Origin of the sequence: Gemmobacter denitrificans (assembly GCF_036964905.1) — a bacterium.
GTDB lineage: Bacteria > Pseudomonadota > Alphaproteobacteria > Rhodobacterales > Rhodobacteraceae > Gemmobacter > Gemmobacter denitrificans.
This window is the reverse complement of record NZ_JBALHR010000001.1, coordinates 374,569-391,493: the sequence shown is the minus strand read 5'-3', so window position 1 is coordinate 391,493 and position 16,925 is coordinate 374,569. Positions and strand designations below refer to the sequence as shown.

Sequence of the window (16,925 nt, the reverse complement as noted above, 5' to 3'; positions counted from 1 at the left end):
CGGACGCCAGAAGTTACGAAAGGATTTCCGACCGAGTTTCAGCTTCACGCAGCCGTGATCACGATGTGATCTCGGCTGCGGCAACGACCGGGCCTGTTGGCGCAGGATGTGGCACGCCCGCCGCGGGTTCCAGGGTCACGGCCAGCGTCCAGCCCGCGGGCGGTGCCGGATAGGCGACGGTCAACGTGGTCTCGACAGCCCCAAGTGAGACGGGCGCGGCACCGGGGGCGATGACCCAAAGCTCATGCGCCTGGCCGGGTGCCGGGGCCGGGCCCGCGATCCGTTCAAGGATCAGGTTGTCGCCATCATGGCGCGCCGCAAAGCGCAGCGGCGCATCCGGGGCCCCCAGAACCGCGATGGGCTGGGCCTCGGGGCCGCGCAGCACCGGAAACAGGACAACAGCCCCGACAAAAAGGGCCGCCGCCGTGGCCACCCCTGCCAACCAGTGCCACAGGGGGCGGCGGCTTGTGGCGCGCGCGGTGGGGAACAGACGGGCCTCGATCTGCGGCAGCAGGTCAGGGGCAGGGACGGGCGCATACGCCTCGTTCAGCGCCGACAGCCTTTCCTGCCAATCCGCGACCATGGTCTGCAAATCCGGCTCCCGATCCAGCCGGGCCTGAAAGGCCAGCCGTTCGGCATGGGGCAGGGTGCCCAGAACAAATTCGCCCGCCCGTTCAAGATCGTCATCGGTCATGCCCTGCGCCCCTCCATACAGGCGCGCAGGGCCATCAGACCCCGGCGCAGCCAAGTGCGCATCGTGTTCAGCGGCACCGCGTGGCGGCTGGCCAGATCGGCATAGCTTGCGCCGTCCAGATAGGCCCCCCGCAGGGCAGAAGCGCGCTCCGGCTCCAGCAGGCCGAAACATTCGGCAATTGCCCGCGCCTCGCCCAATGCGATCAGCCGGTTTTCGGCGCGCGGGGTCGTATCGGCCACCATTTCCACCACATCCGTATCGGTTTCCATCGGGCGCATGCGCAGGCGGTCGATGGCCAGATTGCGCGCTACCGCGATGACCCATGTCATGCCACGGCCCTTGCCGGGATCAAACCGGTCGGCGCGCAGCCAGATGCGTGTATAGACCTCCTGCAAGGCTTCCTCCGCCTCATGCCGTTCTCGCAACATACGCAAGAGAACGCCCATGAGTTTCGCAGAGGTCGCTGCATAAAGTTCGCGGAAGGCCGCGCGGTCTTGCACGGCACAGCGTTGCAACAAGGCGGCAATGGGATCATCCATCGCGTCGCACCTGGCGGCTGGCTGGCATTGTCACCCCCTGCGGCGGCGGCGTCCCTCGCTGCCAGCTCCGGCGGTATTGTAGCTGACCTCGGGCAGGCTGGCTACACCGGCAAGATTGGGGAAGGCATCGACCGCATGCGGGATGGCATTGGCATTGACGAAATGTTCCTGAAAGCGCGGCTCGATGGCGGTTTCGATCTTGTGGATCTCATGCACCACCGCCTCGATCCGGTCGCGCGCGGCGCGGTTGCACAGCGCGATCCGCGCCCCGGTTCCGGCAGCATTGCCTGCGCTTGTCACCTTGTCCAGCGGTGCATCGGGGATCATGCCCAGAACCATGGCGTGTTTCGGGCTGATATGGGCTCCGAACGCCCCGGCCAGCGTCACACGATCGACGGTTTCCACGCCCATTTCATCCATCAGCAGCCGCGCCCCGGCATAAAGCGCCGATTTGGCCAGCTGAATGGCGCGGATATCGCCCTGGGTGACCAGGATCACCGGCCCGCCATCGGCGCTGCCATCATGCAGCAGATAGCTGTTGGTGCGGCCTTCGGCACGGCAGCGCGGGCTGCCCACCTGATCGGCAGACCCGATCAGGCCGGACCCATCAACGATGCCCGCCATCCGCATTTCGGCAACCGCTTCGATGATGCCCGATCCGCAGATGCCGGTGATGCCCGATCCCTTGATCGCTTCGGCAAAGCCGGGATCATCCGACCACAGATCCGACCCGATCACCCGGAAGCGCGGCTCTTTGGTCACAGGGTCGATGCTGACCCGTTCGATGGCCCCCGGCGCGGCGCGCTGGCCCGAACTGATCTGTGCCCCTTCAAAGGCCGGGCCGGTCGGGCTGGAACAGGCCAGCACGCGGGTCTTTTTGCCCAGCAGGATTTCCGCATTGGTGCCGACATCGACGATCAGCACCATGTCATCTGACAGGTTCGGCTCTTCCGACAGGGCCACGGCAGCGGCATCGGCGCCGACATGGCCGGCGATGCAGGGCAGCACATAGACCTGTGCCGCGCGGTGCAGGTTGGTCAGCTCCAGCTCAGACGCCGCCAGCGACAGGCTGCCCGATGTGGCCAGCGCAAACGGGGCCTGGCCCAGTTCCACCGGATCAATGCCCAGCAGCAGGTGATGCATGACCGGATTGCAGACAAAGACCACCTCGACGATCTGGTCGGGCTTCAGATGCGCCTCGGCGGCAATGCTGGCGGCAAGCGCATTGATCGCCTCGCGCACGGCGCGGGTCATTTCCACATCGCCGCCGGGGTTCATCATCGCATAGCTGACACGGCTCATCAGATCTTCGCCAAAGCGGATCTGCGGGTTCATCAGCCCCGATGAGGCCAGCACCGTACCATCACGCAAATCACACAGATGGGCCGCGACAGTGGTGGAGCCAAGGTCGATGGCGAGGCCATACAACCCGCCTTCATGATAGCCGGGCCACAGATCAAGGATGCGGGCCGCGCCATCATGGTTGCCCTTGTGCAGCGCCACCGTGATCTTCCATTCGCCCTTGCGCAACACCGGCTGCAACCGTCGCAGGATGCCCAGATCGGCCGTCACCTCGGCCACCTGCCATTGATCGGCCAGCGCCCGCTTCAGCCGTTCGAAATCGCCGGTCGGTTCGTGCATGTCGGGTTCCTGCACCTCGACATAGTAAAGCCGGGTTGCGGGATCCATCACGATGTCGCGCTGCGTGGCGGATTTGCGGATCACCTGTTTATGAACCTGGCTTTCCGGCGGCACGTCGATGACCACATCGCCCATCACCTTGGCCTGACAGCCCAGACGGCGCCCGTCGATCATGCCGCGCTTGGATTTATAGCGTTCTTCGACCGCGTTCCATTCGGTCAGGGCCTCGCCATCGACATGGATGCCGAATTTCGGAAATTCGCCATAGCCCGGGGTGATCTGGCATTTGGAGCAGATGCCGCGCCCGCCGCAGACCGAATCCAGATCGACACCAAGCGCACGCGCGGCCTGCAGGACCGGCGTGCCAAGCGCGAATCTCCCCCGCTTGCCCGAGGGGGTAAAGATCACCAGCGCATCTTCCGGGGTATGGGTCATGACTGCCTCATCAGGGGCCCGGACTGTGCCGGGCAGGGGTCTTGCAGGATATTGGCCGGGCGGGCCGGATGCGGTGGTTGCACAGAAGCGCCGCAATGGCAAACTGCCCCTGGCCCAAACGGGCAGGGGCGCAGGGTCTGCTGCAACCGTCGTGCATTCAATTGGGCCGGGAAACCTGCCCGCATCGCCAAAGCCTTTCCTGTCGCTCCCTCTTTCTAGGGCGGTGCCGCGGGCAGGCAATGTCTGTTCGCGGCAGATCAGCGTCGGGATGCGGCAGGGCCGGGGGCCGGTGTAATCACAGCCAGAAATCAGCCAGAAGAACCGTATCGCCCGCACCAAAGGTGACGAGTGTGCCATCGGTTTCCGTCGTGATGGTCATGCCCGTGGCCGGATTTTCCAGAACAAGGCGCTGGCCTTCCAGGATCACGACATCTTCGGCCGAATAATCCGTGATCACGCTGGCGCTGCTGCCCGAACCGGAATGCAGGATGAAGGTATCGACCCCGCTACCACCGGTCATGTCATGGCCCGATTGCCGCAGATCGGCATGCAGGCGATCATTGCCCGCACCGCCCGACATCTGGCTGCGCCCGCTGCCGCTGGACAATGTGTCATTGCCATAACCACCTGAAAGCAGGTCCTGACCACCATTGCCGGACAACCGGTCATCGCCGCCGCCGCCCAGCAAGGTATCGTTTCCCGCACCGCCCATGAGGGCATCCTTGCCCACGCCGCCAACCAGGCGGTCATGGCCATTGCCACCCGTCAAGGTATCGTCACCCCCAATGCCCCGCAGGCTGTCATTGCCCGAACGGCCCAAAAGAAGATCCGCCCCCGCTTCACCCCGCACGGCCATATGGTCTGACCCTGCAGCAGAACTCTCCTGTGCCGAATCATTGTAGCTTGGCGCGCGCTGGAAAATCTTGACCGGCGCGGTCAGCAGGTCCCGCAACCAGGCCAGATCGGAAGTGACCAGACCTTGCGCCCCGGACAGCGCGGTTTTCTCGATGGCTTTCATTTCTGCCCCCTTACATGCACCACAACCGACATGGCGAAACCATGTCCAAAGCCCTGCGCAGAGCGGAAATGACCCTGCGCCCACGATTGCACATTCGGACGGTCAGGCGGCAGGGGGGGGGCTGTCTTCGGGCGGAATAGTGACCAATAGTTCAGACTTGAGGCAAAATGAAACGGCCCGCCACAAGGGCGGGCCGCGAAGATTCTTTGCAGACCAGAGGTTTAGCCGCGGCCGCGCCGACCGCCGCGCCGACCACCAGCCGCCTGGCTGGCAGCGGCCGAGGCTTCGGCAAAGGTCATGCCACCTTCGACGGCTTCCAGAACCTTGGCAAAGCGGATCCATTCCCCGCCATTGGCATCGTGGTTCATCAGGAAGTTGGCGGCGCGGATCGCCTCCATCTCCACCTGACGGACCGGGTTCATGATGGCCGAGGTCATGCCCGCGCCGATGGCCATGGGCAGGAAGGCCGCGTTGATACCATGGCGATGCGGCAGGCCGAACGAGATGTTGGAGGCGCCACAGGTCGTGTTCACGCCCAGCTCTTCGCGCAGACGCCGCACCAGCGCAAACACCTGCTGACCAGCCGAGGCCATCGCGCCCACCGGCATCACCAACGGGTCCACCACGATGTCATGGGCCGGGATGCCGAAATCGGCGGCGCGCTGCACGATCTTGCGGGCAACCTCGAAACGAACATCGGGATCGGGCGAAATGCCGGTATCGTCGTTGGAGATCGCCACGACCGGCACGTTGTATTTCTTGACCAACGGCAGCACCAGTTCCAGACGCTCTTCCTCACCCGTCACCGAATTCAGCAGCGGGCGGCCTTCGCAGGCCATCAGACCGGCTTCCAGTGCGCCCGGGACCGAGCTGTCGATGCACAGCGGCACGTCCACGGTTTGCTGGATGATCTCGATCAGCGCCTTCATCAGCGGCGGCTCGACAAAGTTGTTGTCGGCATAGCGCGGATCTTCAGCCATCTTGTTGGTGAAGACAGCGCCCGAGTTCACGTCAAGAACGGTCGCGCCACAGGCCACCTGTTCCAGCGCGTCCTTGATGACGGTGTCGTAATTGCCCATCTCCAGTTCAGCCGCCAGTTTCTTGCGGCCCGTCGGGTTGATGCGCTCGCCGATCACGCAGAAGGGCTCGTCAAAGCCGATGACGACGGTTTTGGTCTTGGATTCGATAACGGTCCGGGTCACGGGTCTTGGTCCTTATGCTTGTGCGGCGGGCACGCCAGAAGCGCCGCCATGGTCGGTCGCCCATTGGGCATTGGTCTTGATGCCACCCAGCGGGAAGAAATGCACGGATTCTATACCGAAACTGGGGGTCTTGGCCTTGTGGGCAGCAAGATCGGCAAGGAATTCGGTGGGTTCATAGGGCAGCAGCAGCTTGGTCACATCCATGGCGCGCTTTTGCAGCACGCGCAGCGACGGGCCGACGCCGCAGGCAATGGCGAATTTGATCATGGTCTGCAGCTTGGCCGGGCCTGCCACACCGATATGCACCGGAATCGAAACGCCCGCCGCGTTGATCTTGTTCACCCAGTCGATGACCGGACCCGCCTCAAAGCAGAATTGCGTAGCGATCGCCATTTTCGCATCCGTGCGATTGGCGAAATCCTGTTTCCACTTCAACGCCTGCATCACGATGGCATCGCCGCCGTCCTTGTCGATGTCCTTGTTGCCTTCGGGGTGGCCCGCCACATGCAGACGTTCGAACCCGTCAAACAGGCCGGTTTCGATCAGCTGCATCGAACTGTCATAGTCACCTGCCGGGGTGTTCACGCCGCCGCCCAGCAGCAGGGCCTGCTTCACGCCCGCCTCGCCCTTGTAGCGCGCGATCCAATCGGTCAGCGTGGCACGATCCGGGATGATGCGCGCCGGAAAATGCGGCATGACATCAAAGCCTTCGCCCGCGATGCGCTTGGCCGTGGCCACCATGTCGGCAATCGGCGTGCCCTCGATATGGGCGATGTAGACGCGCGTGCCCTTTGGCAGGATCGCGCGGAAATCCTCGACCTTCTCGGCGGTGCGCGGCATCACCTCCATCGAGAAACCCTGCAGGAAGGTTTCGACCTCGGGGTTGACCCCGGCAGTCGGGGCGGCATCGCGGCGGAAGTTGAACAGCGCCATCGGGCGGGCTCCTGCTTGGTGCGGGCGGCGCGCGTCACGGCGCGGCGCGGCCCTCGGCTTCGATCAGCGCCTTGAGGCGCGCGGTGTCATATTCGGCGTCCAGACGGGCGGCTTCGGTCTTTGCAACCTCGTCCGGCTCGCCCTCCACCTCATAGGGGGCAGCCTTGCGCCATTCGGCCAGATAGGCATCGGCATCCTTGGCGCCGATCTTCATGGCGCAGCGGTCGATCGCCTGTTCAAAGCGTTCGGGCAGTTGCACCTTCGACCCGCGCCGTCCCTTGCCCACGATCACCTGGGCCGGGATGTCGCGCCAATAGACGATGGTCACCTCTGGCATCGGGCTGATTCCCCTTGTTCCTGTTTTACCGTTCTAAGCGTCGGCTTGCGGCGGGCAGTGTCGGTTTTCGACATTCGCCGCGCAACGAGCGACAGAGCTTCCGCCGCTTCCTTCTAGGCGATCCCGCGCGCCCGGACGAGAGGGTTGCGCCCCGTCATCCGGTGAATTTGCTGCATCTGGAACATGACTTTTGTTCATCTTCACGGAAATGCAGGCCGACCCTTCGCCGGGCTTGCCTGCTGCGGGCTTGCACGAGGGGGGCGGCAGGCGTAAGCTGATCCCAACTTGAAATGGAGGGCGGAATATGTCGCCCGTGCGTCCCCGAGGAGAGGACGCGATCCCGTCAGATGTCGCGCCGGCCGGTGCGCCTGCGGTCGAACCGTCGTCTCCTCCTGACGCCCTGTCGGGCCCGCCGCTCTATGCGGCGCTCGACCTGGGCACGAACAGTTGCCGTATGCTGATTGCCGCGCCGCGCGGCAGCCAGTTCACGGTTGTGGACAGCTTTTCCAAGACTGTCCAGCTTGGCGTGGGGCTTGAAGCCTCAGGCCGGTTATCGCGTGCCTCGATGGGGCGCACGGTGCAGGCCTTGCGCATCTGTCAGAAGAAGATCGAAAAGCATGGTGTGTCGCGGATGCGGCTGGTGGCGACCGAAGCCTGCCGCCGCGCCAGAAATGCGCGTGATTTTATCCGTCAGGTGCGCCGCGAAACCGGCCTGTCGCTGGAGGTGATCCCGGCCGAGGAAGAGGCGCGGCTGGCAGTGATCTCTTGCGCGCCGCTGGTGTCGAAACGCACCGAACAGTTGCTGGTGATCGACATTGGCGGTGGTTCGACCGAACTGGTCTGGATCGACCTGTCTGCCGTCGCCCCGGAAGACCGGCCCCGCGCGATCATGGGGATGCGCAAGGGCTTTACCGCCCCGGGGCAGCCGCTCGCACGGGTGGTAGACTGGATTTCGGTCCCGCTGGGGGTGGCGACACTGAAGGATCAGTTTGCCGATGTCGAAGATGACGCCGCGCGGTTTGCCCTGATGAGCTGGTATTTCGAGGAAAATCTGGCCGGGTTTTCGCCGTATCATGCGGAACAGCCGCGCGAGGGGTTCCAGATCATCGGCACCTCGGGCACCGTGACCACCGTGGCGGCCAGCTTTCTTGGCCTGCGCCGCTATGACCGAACCAAGGTTGATGGCTTGCGCATGACTTCGACCCAGATTGATACGGTGATCCGGGATTACCTTTCGCTCGGCCCTGATGGCCGCCGGACTGATCCGCGCATCGGGCGCGACCGGCACACGCTGATCATGTCCGGTGCCGCAATCCTGCAGGCCCTGATGCGGATCTGGCCGACCGACCGACTGTCGGTCGCCGACCGTGGCCTGCGCGAGGGGCTGCTTTATGCCCAGATGAGCGCCGATGGCGTTCTGGAAGATGGACCTTACAGATGACGACACCGCCCAAGAACACTTCAGGCCGCGGCCAGCGCGAATTGCGCGTGAAGGTCAAGACCGCCAAGGGGCGGAAACTGTCTTCGACCCTCTGGCTCGAACGGCAGTTGAACGACCCCTATGTCCAACGGGCCAAGCGCGAAGGCTATCGGGGCCGCGCGGCCTTCAAGATCATGGAACTGGATGATCGCTACGGGTTTCTGAAACCCGGCGGCCGGGTGGTCGATCTGGGCTGCGCGCCGGGCGGGTGGTGCCAGGTGGCCGTGGCGCGGGTGAATGCGCTTGGCCAGAACCCGAAAAAGCCGGTGGGCACGGTGCTGGGCGTGGATCTGCAAGAGGTGGAACCCATCGCCGGTGCGGTGATCCATCAGCTCGATTTCCTGTCGGACGAAGCCGATGAGAAGGTGAAAACCTGGCTTGGTGGCCGCGCCGATGTGGTGATGAGCGACATGGCTGCAGCCGCATCGGGCCACAAGGGCACCGATCACTTGCGCATCATCGCACTGGTCGAGGCTGCACTGGCCTTTGCCTTCGATGTGCTGGAGGAAGACGGCACATTCGTTGCCAAGGTGCTGGCGGGCGGGGCGGAAAACGAGATGAACGCCATGCTGAAGCGCAATTTCCGCAAGGTGGCCAATGTCAAACCGCCGTCAAGCCGGTCGGACAGTTCCGAAAAATTCGTGGTGGCGATGGGTTTCAGGGGCCGGTCGGACGAGGAGGAAGCCCCGGAGGACGAGGCGTGAAACCGCAATGACAAAGGGCGCCTGAGAAGGGCGCCCTGTTCTTTTTGCAACCAATTCTGGACCGGCCTGACCCGAGCTTTCAGCCGCCCCAATGGCGAACCGGACCGCAATCCATGTGAACGAAATTCGACCCTGAATAGCGCCCGACCCCGCCCGAAGCGCAAGCCTCTGCCGCGCGGGCCATCTGGCCCACAGACCGCGATTTCAGACGCAGGTCTGCCGCCTGACCCACCATATGCAACGATTTCTTCGCCACACCGCGCGAACGCGACCGCAGCATCGCATTGGTCTTGGGGCTGCGATAGCCCGACAGCAGCATATAGGGTTCGCTGACATCCAGAATACGGTGCGAGGCGGCCATGATATCGATGGTGCGCAGATCCATCGACATGGTGTCGTCAGTCCGCCAGTCGCGCATGAAGTAATTGATTTCCTTCACGACTTCCTTGATGTACTTGCCTTCGATCCAGTAGATCGTATCGATGCTTTCGCCGGTGCGGCCCGAATACATCCGGATGCGGCGAATATCGCCCGCGCCGCGCAGCAGACCGAAAGCGTTCGAATAGGTGGGCGCTGCCACCACCGCCGTCGCCGCGAACAGACCCAACAGGCCACGCCGCGTGAAACCGGTGCTTGCAGAATTGGTCATTTCGCCTGTCCCTCGGTGTTCTACCGCATGTCTCTGCGGGTTTCTGCCACTTATCCCCAAGTGCACCGTCTTTATGGCACAGGTGGATTCGCAACAGAAGCGCAAGATTGGCCGCATAACCCCATCAAAGCGCCAATAGGCAAAAATCTGCTAAACGGTTCGCAGAAAGTCTGCAGGTGCGGCAAACTTTGGCCACGTTGCCGAAATGTGACAATTTTGCCCTTGCCTGTGCAGTTTTGCCTGATTTCCCGCTCTGTTGTGAATGGACAGGGCGAACGACTCTCCGCTAAGGCTGGGAAAGGGTGTTTTTCAACGGGCCGGGGTTGGGCATGGGCATTTCCGTTTTCCTTTCACATCGCAAGGCTTTGCCGCTTGTTCTTGCCCTGACGCTTTCAGTGGCGTTGCCCGCAGCACCGGTTTCGGCGCAGGTTTCGCCCTTCACCCAGTCACTTGCCATCGCGGCTGCCGAGGATGAGGCGATTGCCGCCTTCTACGCACGACGCAATTATTCCCCCGTCTGGACAACCGCAGGGGCAGCCGAGCGGCGCAATGTGTTTCTGGCGGCGTTGACGCGCGCGGGCGATCACGGGTTGCCAGTGCAACGCTATGATGCGGCGGCGCTGTCGCAGGCCTTTCTGGCAGCCCAGACCGAAGGCGACCGGGGCCGACTGGAAGTACGGATGACCCGTGCCTTTCTGGATTATGCGCAGGATCTGCATTCGGGCGTGCTGAATCCGAAGAAGGTTGATCCGGGCTTGGTGCGCGATGTGCATCGCCGCGCGGATGACGAGGTTCTGGCGGCGCTGGAGGCCGAGGATCTGGCGGGCTTTCTGGCCGGGCTTGCCCCGCAATCGCCCAGCTATGCCCAGCTTATCAAGGCGCGCATCGGTCTGGAATCGGTGATTGCCAGTGGCACCTGGGGCGAACCGGCCGGATCGTCCGCGCTGAAGCCCGGCGCTTCGGGCGATGGGGTTGTGGCCTTGCGGGATCGTCTTGTGGCCATGGGCTATCTGGCCCGTTCGGCCACCCGCGAATATGACGCCAGCCTGCAACGCGCCGTGCAGGCCTTCCAGCTGGCCCATGGTCTGGAACCCGACGGAATCGCCGATGCCGATACGCTGGCCGAGATCAACACGCCGCCCGAGGAGCGTCTGAAATCCATCCTTGTCGCGCTGGAGCGTGAACGCTGGATCAATATGGATCGCGGGCGCCGTCATGTCTGGGTCAACCTGCCCGATTTCACTGCCCGCATCATGGATGATGGCAAGGAAACATTCGTCACCCGCGCAGTGATCGGCAAGAATGTTCCCGATCAGCGCACGCCCGAATTTTCCGACGAGATGGAGTTGATGGTCATCAACCCGTCATGGTCGGTGCCGCGGTCCATCACCACCAAGGAATATCTGCCGCTGCTGAAGAAGAACCCAAATGCGGCAGGTCATCTGCAGATCGTGGATCGCAACGGGCGCGTGGTCAGCCGGGGCAATGTGAATTTCGGCAAATATACCGCCGCGAACTTCCCCTATGCGATGCGCCAGCCCCCATCGGACGGCAATGCGCTTGGGCTGGTGAAGTTCCTGTTCCCCAATCAGTGGAACATCTATCTGCATGACACTCCGTCGAAATCGCTGTTCGAACATGAGGTGCGCGCCTATAGCCACGGCTGTATCCGGCTGGGCCAACCTTTCGAATTTGCCTATGCGCTGCTGGAAAAGCAAAGCGCCGCGCCGGTGGATGAATTCCAGCGCATCCTGAACACAGGGTCGGAACAGGGTGTGAAGCTGAACGATCATGTGCCGGTGCATATCGTCTACTTCACCGCCTATCCGGGCGCGAAGGGCCAGATGAACTATCGCCGCGATATCTATGGCCGCGACGCCGCGATCTATCAGGCGCTGCGCGCGGCCGGGGTGGCGCAGGGCGATCAACAGGGCTAGATCAGGGGCAGGGCCTTTTGCCTGCTTGAGGACGCCATGAGCCATACGATCCGCGACATTGCCACTGCCCTTGGGGCGGAAGCTGCCGGCAATCTGGACCTGCGGGTAACCCGCGCCGCAGAACCGCAGGCGGCTGGCCCCGATGATCTGGCTTTGGCGATGGACCCCAAATATGCGGGCGGTCTGGCCAGGGGGAAGGCCCGTGCCGCGTTGCTTTGGCAAGGGGCGGATTGGCAGGATCTGGGGCTGGAGGCCGCCATCTTTGCCCCCCGGTCGCGGGTGGCGATGGCCGGGCTCACCACGATGATGGACCCGGGGCCGGACATTGCTGCGGGTATTCACCCGATGACGGTGATCGACCCCACAGCCCGGATCGCCGAAGATGCGGCCATCGGTCCCTTTGTGGTGATCGGGGCAGGCGTGACCATAGGCCCGCGCGCGCGCATCGCCGCACAGGTCAGCATTGCCGAAGGCGCCAGCCTTGGCGCGGATGCTCTGATCCTGCAGGGCGCAAGGATCGGGGCCCGTGTCACCATTGGCGACCGTTTCATCTGCCAGCCCGGCGCGGTGATCGGGGCTGATGGGTTCTCGTTCGTCACGCCGGAACGGAGCGGGGTTGAAGAAATCCGCGCAACCCTTGGACATCGTGAAGAAATCCGCCAACAAAGCTGGACACGGATTCACAGTCTGGGCGCAGTGACCATCGGCGATGATGTGGAAATCGGCGCCAATGCCTGCATCGACCGCGGCACGATCCGCGACACCAGCATCGGTTCGGGCAGCAAGCTGGATAACCTGGTTCATATCGGCCACAATGTGCAGGTGGGCCGCGATTGCCTGCTGTGCGGGCAAGTCGGGATTGCGGGTTCAAGCCGGATCGGCGACCGCGTTGTGCTGGCGGGGCAATGCGGGGTGAATGACAATATCTTTGTGGGCGATGATGTGATCGCGGGGGGCGCGACCAAGATTTTCACCAATGCACCGGCGGGACGGGTGCTTCTGGGCTATCCGGCGGTGAAGATGGAAACGCAGATGGAGATCAACAAGGCCCTGCGTCGGCTGCCCCGAATGGCTGCCCAACTGGCCGAGCTTCAGAAATCTGTTTCAAAACCTTGATACGGCCCCCATATCTTGGCCATTCCGGCTGACAGGAGGTGGGACAATGCAAAACGTGCAGGATCGTGTGATCGCCATTCTGGCCGAACAGGCTGTGATGGATGTGGCCGATATCCGGCTGACGGATTCGGTGCAGGATCTGGGTCTGGACAGTCTGGGCCTTGTGGAGACCATCTTCGCCATTGAAGAGGCCTTTGATATTTCCGTGCCCTTCAATGCCAATGAGCCCGGCAAATCCGAATTCGACATGAGCTCGGTCGCGGCCATTGTCGCGGCGGTCGAGGGGCTGGTGGCGCGGAAGGCAGCATGAGGCGCGTCGTCATTACCGGGGCTGGCACGATCAACGCGCTGGCCCATGATGTGCCCGGAACGCTGGCCGCCTTTCGCGAAGGCCGCTGCGGGATCACACCGCTGGATATCCGTGACAGGGACCGGCTGGCAATCCAGATCGGGGGGCAGGTACACAACTGGGAACCGGATGAGAAGTTCAACCGGCAACAGATTGTACTTTATGATAAATTCACCCAGTTCACCCTGCTGGCCGCGCGTCAGGCCGTGGCGCAATCGGGGCTGAATTTCGATGGCCATCTGGGCTATGACACCGGGATCGTGCTGGGCACAGCGGCGGGCGGGGTGAATACCTGGGACGAAAATTACCGCACGGTCTATGAAGAGGGAAAGAACCGCGTCCATCCCTTTGTGGTGCCCAAGCTGATGAACAGCGCGGCCGCCAGCCATCTGTCGATGGAGTTCAACATCAAGGGGCCGGTCTTTACCGTATCCACCGCCTGCGCCTCCAGCAATCATGCCATGGGGCAGGCGTTCCAGATGGTGCGCATGGGGCAGTGCCGGGCGATGATCACCGGCGGGTCCGAGGCGATGCTGTGCTTTGGCGGGATCAAGGCCTGGGAAGGGCTGCGCGTGATGTCGAAAGACGCCTGCCGCCCCTTCAGCCTGACCCGAAACGGCATGGTGCAAGGCGAAGGTGCCGCCGTCTTCGTGTTCGAGGATTACGAACAGGCGGCACGGCGCGGGGCCGAGATCCTGGCCGAGGTTGTGGGTTTTGCCATGACATCGGATGCCTCTGACATCGTGATGCCGTCCAAGCAGGGGGCCTCGCGCGCCATGGCGGGGGCGCTGCGCGATGCCGGGATGAATGCCGAGGATGTCGGCTATATCAACGCCCATGGCACGGGCACGGCTGCCAATGACAAGACCGAATGTGCTGCCGTGGCGGATGTTTTCGGGGCGCAGGCCGACCGGTTGATGATTTCTTCCACCAAATCCATGCATGGTCATCTGATCGGCGGGACCGGCGCGGTGGAACTTCTGGCCTGTATCATGGCACTCCGTGACGGTGTGATTGCACCGACCGTGGGTTATGAAGAGCCCGATCCCGAATGTGCACTGGATGTGGTGCCGAATGTGGCGCGCGAAGCCAAGGTGAATGCCGTTTTGTCGAATGCCTTTGCCTTTGGCGGGCTGAACGCGGTTCTGGCCCTGCGCAAGGCGCCTTGAAACGAAAAGGGCCGCACCTTGTGGCGCGGCCCCTTGTCCCAAATCCTTGGCCCTCAGGGCTTGGTGGCGGGCGGCATCGCATCATAGGCCGCCGTAAAGCCCTTCAACGAAACCTCCACCTTCACCACCTGATCGGGGGCCTGCGCCGGAACCAGTTGCATGGTGATCTTGTTGCCCTTCTTCATCGCGGCCACTTCTTCGGGAAGAAACCCGATCCGCGCCACGCAGCTGGCCTGATCGCAGAAGGTGTAGGGGTAGCTCTTGGCCTTGGACGAATCGATCTGCATCGACAAACCCGCCGGCAGCAGCGTCAGCAGCGGAACAGAAACCACGGCGCCTGCCACGGCCTGTTCGCCGGCTGGCAGCGGGAACATGCTGATCAGGGCGACATTGTTGCCGGTCTGATCCTTCAGTTCCTGATACATCTGACACAGGTCAGGCTGGCCTTCACCGCCGCGCATGCAGCGTTCTTCCCAATCACCATTGGTCGCTTTCACATAGACCGTGCCCGGGCCATCGGCTGCGGGCGCGGCTTCGGGTGCTGCCTCGGTAGCGGCAGGGGCAGCTTCGGTCGGGGCTGCCGGCGCAGCTTCGGTCGGGGCTGCGCCCTCGGCCGGGGCGGTGGTCTCTTGTGCAAAGGCGGCTGAAGCGCAGCCAATGGCAAGCGTGATGGCGAAAGCCTTGGTCAGGTCAAATTTCGACATGGGGTCGTCCTTCAATGTTACCGCCGCCCGATACCACGGGCGGGGGATGAAGTCAGGCCGGAAATCGCCCTGTCACAAAGGCTTGCACCGGATATGGGCAAAACCCCGCCAGCCCGGGCGGCCCCCGCGGGGAAAAACGAAAAGGGCCGGTTTGACCCGACCCTTTTCTGATTGCTTTATGCTCCCTGTCGGACTGGCCGACTTCATTGTTGAAGACGCTACGGCCTGTGTCGGCACAGGTCAACAGCAAATTCCGGTCAGGGCCAAATGAAAATCATGTAAAAAAGCCGCGCCATTTCGGGCGCGGCCAGTCCACAGGGAGGAAGTCACAGACCGGGACGCGACAGCGCCACCGGACAAGATCAAGACTGGCAGAAATGCGTTAACATTGTATTTTCGACAGGAAACAGGGCCAGAGGTGACAGTGTGAGCGGCGAAGAAGCGGCAATTTTCGTGGGTGGCGGCGGAGAAGGGTATGGGGCTGCGCAGCGCCTTCTGCTGAAATACGGTAACCGCCATGGTCTGATCGCGGGGGCGACGGGCACCGGCAAGACCGTCACGCTGCAGGTGCTGGCCGAAGGCTTTTCCGCCGCGGGCGTGCCGGTCTTCCTGTCGGATATCAAGGGCGATCTGGCGGGCATCGGGATGGCCGGATCGCCCAGCCACAAACTGCATGAGGCCTTCAGCAGACGCGCGGCGACCATCGGGTTGGACCTGCAATATGCGGCCTGCCCGGTCACCTATTGGGATCTGTACGGCCAGCAGGGCCATCCGATCCGGGCCACGGTCTCCGAAATGGGCCCCTTGTTGCTGGCCCGGTTGCTGGACCTGACCGAACCGCAGGAAGGGGTGTTGAACATCGCGTTCCGGCTGGCCGATGAAGAGGCGCTGCCGCTGCTGGATCTGAAGGACCTGCAGGCGATGCTGGTGTTCATCGCCGAAAATGCCAGTGCAATTTCAACCCGTTATGGTTTGGTTTCCGAAAGTTCGATCGGGGCGATCCAGCGCCGGTTGCTGGTTCTGGAAAACGAAGGTGGGGCGGGGCTGTTCGGGGAACCGGCGCTGCAACTGGCCGATCTGATGCAGGTCGATCCCGATGGTCGGGGCCGGGTGAACCTGCTGGCGGCTGACCGGCTGATGCAAAGCCCGCGGCTCTATGCGACCTTCCTGCTCTGGCTTCTGTCGGAGCTGTTCGAGGAACTGCCCGAGGTCGGCGATCCCGACAAACCGAAACTGGTCTTCTTCTTTGACGAGGCGCATCTTCTGTTCAACGATGCCCCCAAGGCGCTTGTGGCCAAGGTGGAACAGGTGGCCCGGCTGATCCGGTCCAAGGGGGTTGGGATCTATTTCATCACCCAGGACCCCACCGATGTGCCCGACACGATCCTGGGTCAGTTGGGTAATCGGGTGCAGCACGCATTGCGGGCCTTCACCGCCCGCGATCAGCAGGATCTGCGCCGGGCCTCGGAAACCTACCGCCCCAACCCGCGCTTTGGCATTGCCGATGCGATTCGCGATGTAGGCACGGGCGAGGCGGTCACCTCGTTTCTGGAGGCCAAGGGCGTGCCGGGCATCGCCGAACGCACGCTGATCCGGCCGCCGTCCTCGCAGCTTGGCCCGATTGACCCGGCGCTTCGGGCGCAACTGATCGCCGCGTCGCCGCTGCGCGGAAAATACGACACGCCGATGGATCGCGACTCGGCCTATGAACGGCTGCGCGCCCGTGCCGAGGCATCGGCCCGTGCCGCCGAAGGGCAACAACCGCCACCCGTGCCAGGACATGCGGATGACCTGCGCATCGATCCGGGTGAGATGCGCGAGTTCAACCGGGGCCGCCGCTTTGATGGCAGCGCGAGCCGCAAGACCGAACCCGCCAAGCACGCCCCGCGCAGGCAAAGCGACAGTGTCAGCGATGCCTTCGCCAAGAGCTTTGCCCGGCAGTTGGGGAACAAGGCAGGCCAGGCCATCGTGCGCGGCGTTCTGGGTTCGCTGTTCGGCAGCAGGCGCTGATCCGCCAC

Annotated in this window: 16 protein-coding genes; 7 read left to right on the top strand and 9 right to left on the bottom strand. The window is 63.2% G+C overall.

Going from position 1 to position 16,925, the window contains the following annotated elements; genetic code table 11:
• Positions 1-58 precede the first annotated feature (58 nt).
• The 7 genes from V6590_RS01945 to V6590_RS01915 all read right to left on the bottom strand — a co-directional run bounded on the left by V6590_RS01945 (position 59) and on the right by V6590_RS01915 (position 6,799).
• Positions 59-694 (bottom strand): anti-sigma factor, encoded by a 636-nt coding sequence (locus V6590_RS01945; RefSeq protein ID WP_335418716.1) that lies wholly within the window; start codon positions 692-694, stop codon positions 59-61.
• Complete coding sequence (locus tag V6590_RS01940) at positions 691-1,233, bottom strand: sigma-70 family RNA polymerase sigma factor (RefSeq protein WP_335418712.1); 543 nt, start codon at positions 1,231-1,233, stop codon at positions 691-693. Before V6590_RS01940 ends, V6590_RS01945 begins: the two co-directional genes overlap by 4 nt.
• Before the next feature lie 30 nt (positions 1,234-1,263).
• A complete protein-coding gene (locus V6590_RS01935; RefSeq protein WP_335418710.1) occupies positions 1,264-3,309 on the bottom strand; it encodes an ASKHA domain-containing protein in 2,046 nt (681 codons plus the stop codon).
• Between the two features lie 295 nt (positions 3,310-3,604).
• Positions 3,605-4,327, bottom strand: coding sequence for a calcium-binding protein (locus V6590_RS01930; RefSeq protein ID WP_335418707.1), 723 nt, complete (start codon positions 4,325-4,327; stop codon positions 3,605-3,607).
• Between the two features lie 221 nt (positions 4,328-4,548).
• Positions 4,549-5,529: a methyltetrahydrofolate cobalamin methyltransferase gene (locus V6590_RS01925; RefSeq protein ID WP_335418704.1), complete on the bottom strand. Its 981-nt coding sequence runs from the start codon at positions 5,527-5,529 to the stop codon at positions 4,549-4,551.
• 12 nt (positions 5,530-5,541) lie between these two features.
• The gene (locus tag V6590_RS01920; RefSeq protein WP_335418701.1) at positions 5,542-6,462 is read right to left on the bottom strand and encodes a methylenetetrahydrofolate reductase; all 921 of its coding nucleotides are present in this window, start codon (positions 6,460-6,462) and stop codon (positions 5,542-5,544) included.
• Between the two features lie 34 nt (positions 6,463-6,496).
• Positions 6,497-6,799: a virulence factor gene (locus tag V6590_RS01915; RefSeq protein ID WP_335418699.1), complete on the bottom strand. Its 303-nt coding sequence runs from the start codon at positions 6,797-6,799 to the stop codon at positions 6,497-6,499.
• 304 nt (positions 6,800-7,103) lie between these two features.
• On the opposite strand from V6590_RS01915, the gene V6590_RS01910 reads away from it, so the two are divergent.
• Complete coding sequence (locus V6590_RS01910) at positions 7,104-8,240, top strand: Ppx/GppA phosphatase family protein (RefSeq protein WP_335418696.1); 1,137 nt, start codon at positions 7,104-7,106, stop codon at positions 8,238-8,240.
• Complete coding sequence (locus V6590_RS01905) at positions 8,237-8,983, top strand: RlmE family RNA methyltransferase (RefSeq protein WP_335418694.1); 747 nt, start codon at positions 8,237-8,239, stop codon at positions 8,981-8,983. The genes V6590_RS01910 and V6590_RS01905 overlap by 4 nt, the downstream gene beginning before the upstream one ends.
• A gap of 79 nt (positions 8,984-9,062) precedes the next feature.
• Here V6590_RS01905 and mepK read toward each other — a convergent pair whose 3' ends face one another.
• Positions 9,063-9,632: a peptidoglycan L,D-endopeptidase MepK gene (mepK, locus tag V6590_RS01900; RefSeq protein ID WP_335418692.1), complete on the bottom strand. Its 570-nt coding sequence runs from the start codon at positions 9,630-9,632 to the stop codon at positions 9,063-9,065.
• A gap of 329 nt (positions 9,633-9,961) precedes the next feature.
• Here mepK and V6590_RS01895 point away from each other — a divergent pair, with 329 nt between their 5' ends.
• Genes V6590_RS01895 through V6590_RS01880 form a run of 4 tightly spaced genes read left to right on the top strand, consistent with a single transcriptional unit; the run spans position 9,962 to position 14,203 of the window.
• Complete coding sequence (locus V6590_RS01895) at positions 9,962-11,569, top strand: L,D-transpeptidase family protein (RefSeq protein ID WP_335418687.1); 1,608 nt, start codon at positions 9,962-9,964, stop codon at positions 11,567-11,569.
• A 36-nt stretch (positions 11,570-11,605) separates the two neighbouring features.
• The gene (gene lpxD / locus V6590_RS01890) at positions 11,606-12,685 is read left to right on the top strand and encodes a UDP-3-O-(3-hydroxymyristoyl)glucosamine N-acyltransferase (protein ID WP_335418684.1); all 1,080 of its coding nucleotides are present in this window, start codon (positions 11,606-11,608) and stop codon (positions 12,683-12,685) included.
• A gap of 46 nt (positions 12,686-12,731) precedes the next feature.
• Positions 12,732-12,995, top strand: a complete 264-nt coding sequence (locus V6590_RS01885) for an acyl carrier protein (RefSeq protein WP_335418681.1) — start codon at positions 12,732-12,734, stop codon at positions 12,993-12,995.
• Positions 12,992-14,203 (top strand): beta-ketoacyl-[acyl-carrier-protein] synthase family protein, encoded by a 1,212-nt coding sequence (locus V6590_RS01880; protein WP_335418679.1) that lies wholly within the window; start codon positions 12,992-12,994, stop codon positions 14,201-14,203. The genes V6590_RS01885 and V6590_RS01880 overlap by 4 nt, the downstream gene beginning before the upstream one ends.
• A 53-nt stretch (positions 14,204-14,256) precedes the next feature.
• Here the strand turns inward: V6590_RS01880 and V6590_RS01875 are convergent, their stop codons facing one another.
• On the bottom strand, positions 14,257-14,907 hold the full coding sequence (locus V6590_RS01875; RefSeq protein WP_335418676.1) for an invasion associated locus B family protein: 651 nt from the start codon (positions 14,905-14,907) through the stop codon (positions 14,257-14,259).
• Positions 14,908-15,333: 426 nt separating this feature from the next.
• Between V6590_RS01875 and V6590_RS01870 the strand changes: the two genes are divergently transcribed.
• Entirely contained in the window at positions 15,334-16,917 is a 1,584-nt protein-coding gene (locus V6590_RS01870; RefSeq protein WP_335418674.1) for a helicase HerA-like domain-containing protein, read from the top strand.
• Positions 16,918-16,925 lie beyond the last annotated feature (8 nt).

Excerpts from the sequence above, each read along its gene's own strand:
- mepK (WP_335418692.1), bottom strand. The coding sequence starts at position 9,632 with ATGACCAATTCTGCAAGCACCGGTTTCACGCGGCGTGGCCTGTTGGGT.
- V6590_RS01915 (WP_335418699.1), bottom strand. The coding sequence starts at position 6,799 with ATGCCAGAGGTGACCATCGTCTATTGGCGCGACATCCCGGCCCAGGTG.
- V6590_RS01905 (WP_335418694.1), top strand. The coding sequence starts at position 8,237 with ATGACGACACCGCCCAAGAACACTTCAGGCCGCGGCCAGCGCGAATTG.
- V6590_RS01935 (WP_335418710.1), bottom strand. The coding sequence starts at position 3,309 with ATGACCCATACCCCGGAAGATGCGCTGGTGATCTTTACCCCCTCGGGC.
- V6590_RS01910 (WP_335418696.1), top strand. The coding sequence starts at position 7,104 with ATGTCGCCCGTGCGTCCCCGAGGAGAGGACGCGATCCCGTCAGATGTC.
- V6590_RS01945 (WP_335418716.1), bottom strand. The coding sequence starts at position 694 with ATGACCGATGACGATCTTGAACGGGCGGGCGAATTTGTTCTGGGCACC.
- V6590_RS01920 (WP_335418701.1), bottom strand. The coding sequence starts at position 6,462 with ATGGCGCTGTTCAACTTCCGCCGCGATGCCGCCCCGACTGCCGGGGTC.
- V6590_RS01885 (WP_335418681.1), top strand. The coding sequence starts at position 12,732 with ATGCAAAACGTGCAGGATCGTGTGATCGCCATTCTGGCCGAACAGGCT.
- V6590_RS01930 (WP_335418707.1), bottom strand. The coding sequence starts at position 4,327 with ATGAAAGCCATCGAGAAAACCGCGCTGTCCGGGGCGCAAGGTCTGGTC.
- V6590_RS01875 (WP_335418676.1), bottom strand. The coding sequence starts at position 14,907 with ATGTCGAAATTTGACCTGACCAAGGCTTTCGCCATCACGCTTGCCATT.
- lpxD (WP_335418684.1), top strand. The coding sequence starts at position 11,606 with ATGAGCCATACGATCCGCGACATTGCCACTGCCCTTGGGGCGGAAGCT.
- V6590_RS01895 (WP_335418687.1), top strand. The coding sequence starts at position 9,962 with ATGGGCATTTCCGTTTTCCTTTCACATCGCAAGGCTTTGCCGCTTGTT.
- V6590_RS01880 (WP_335418679.1), top strand. The coding sequence starts at position 12,992 with ATGAGGCGCGTCGTCATTACCGGGGCTGGCACGATCAACGCGCTGGCC.
- V6590_RS01940 (WP_335418712.1), bottom strand. The coding sequence starts at position 1,233 with ATGGATGATCCCATTGCCGCCTTGTTGCAACGCTGTGCCGTGCAAGAC.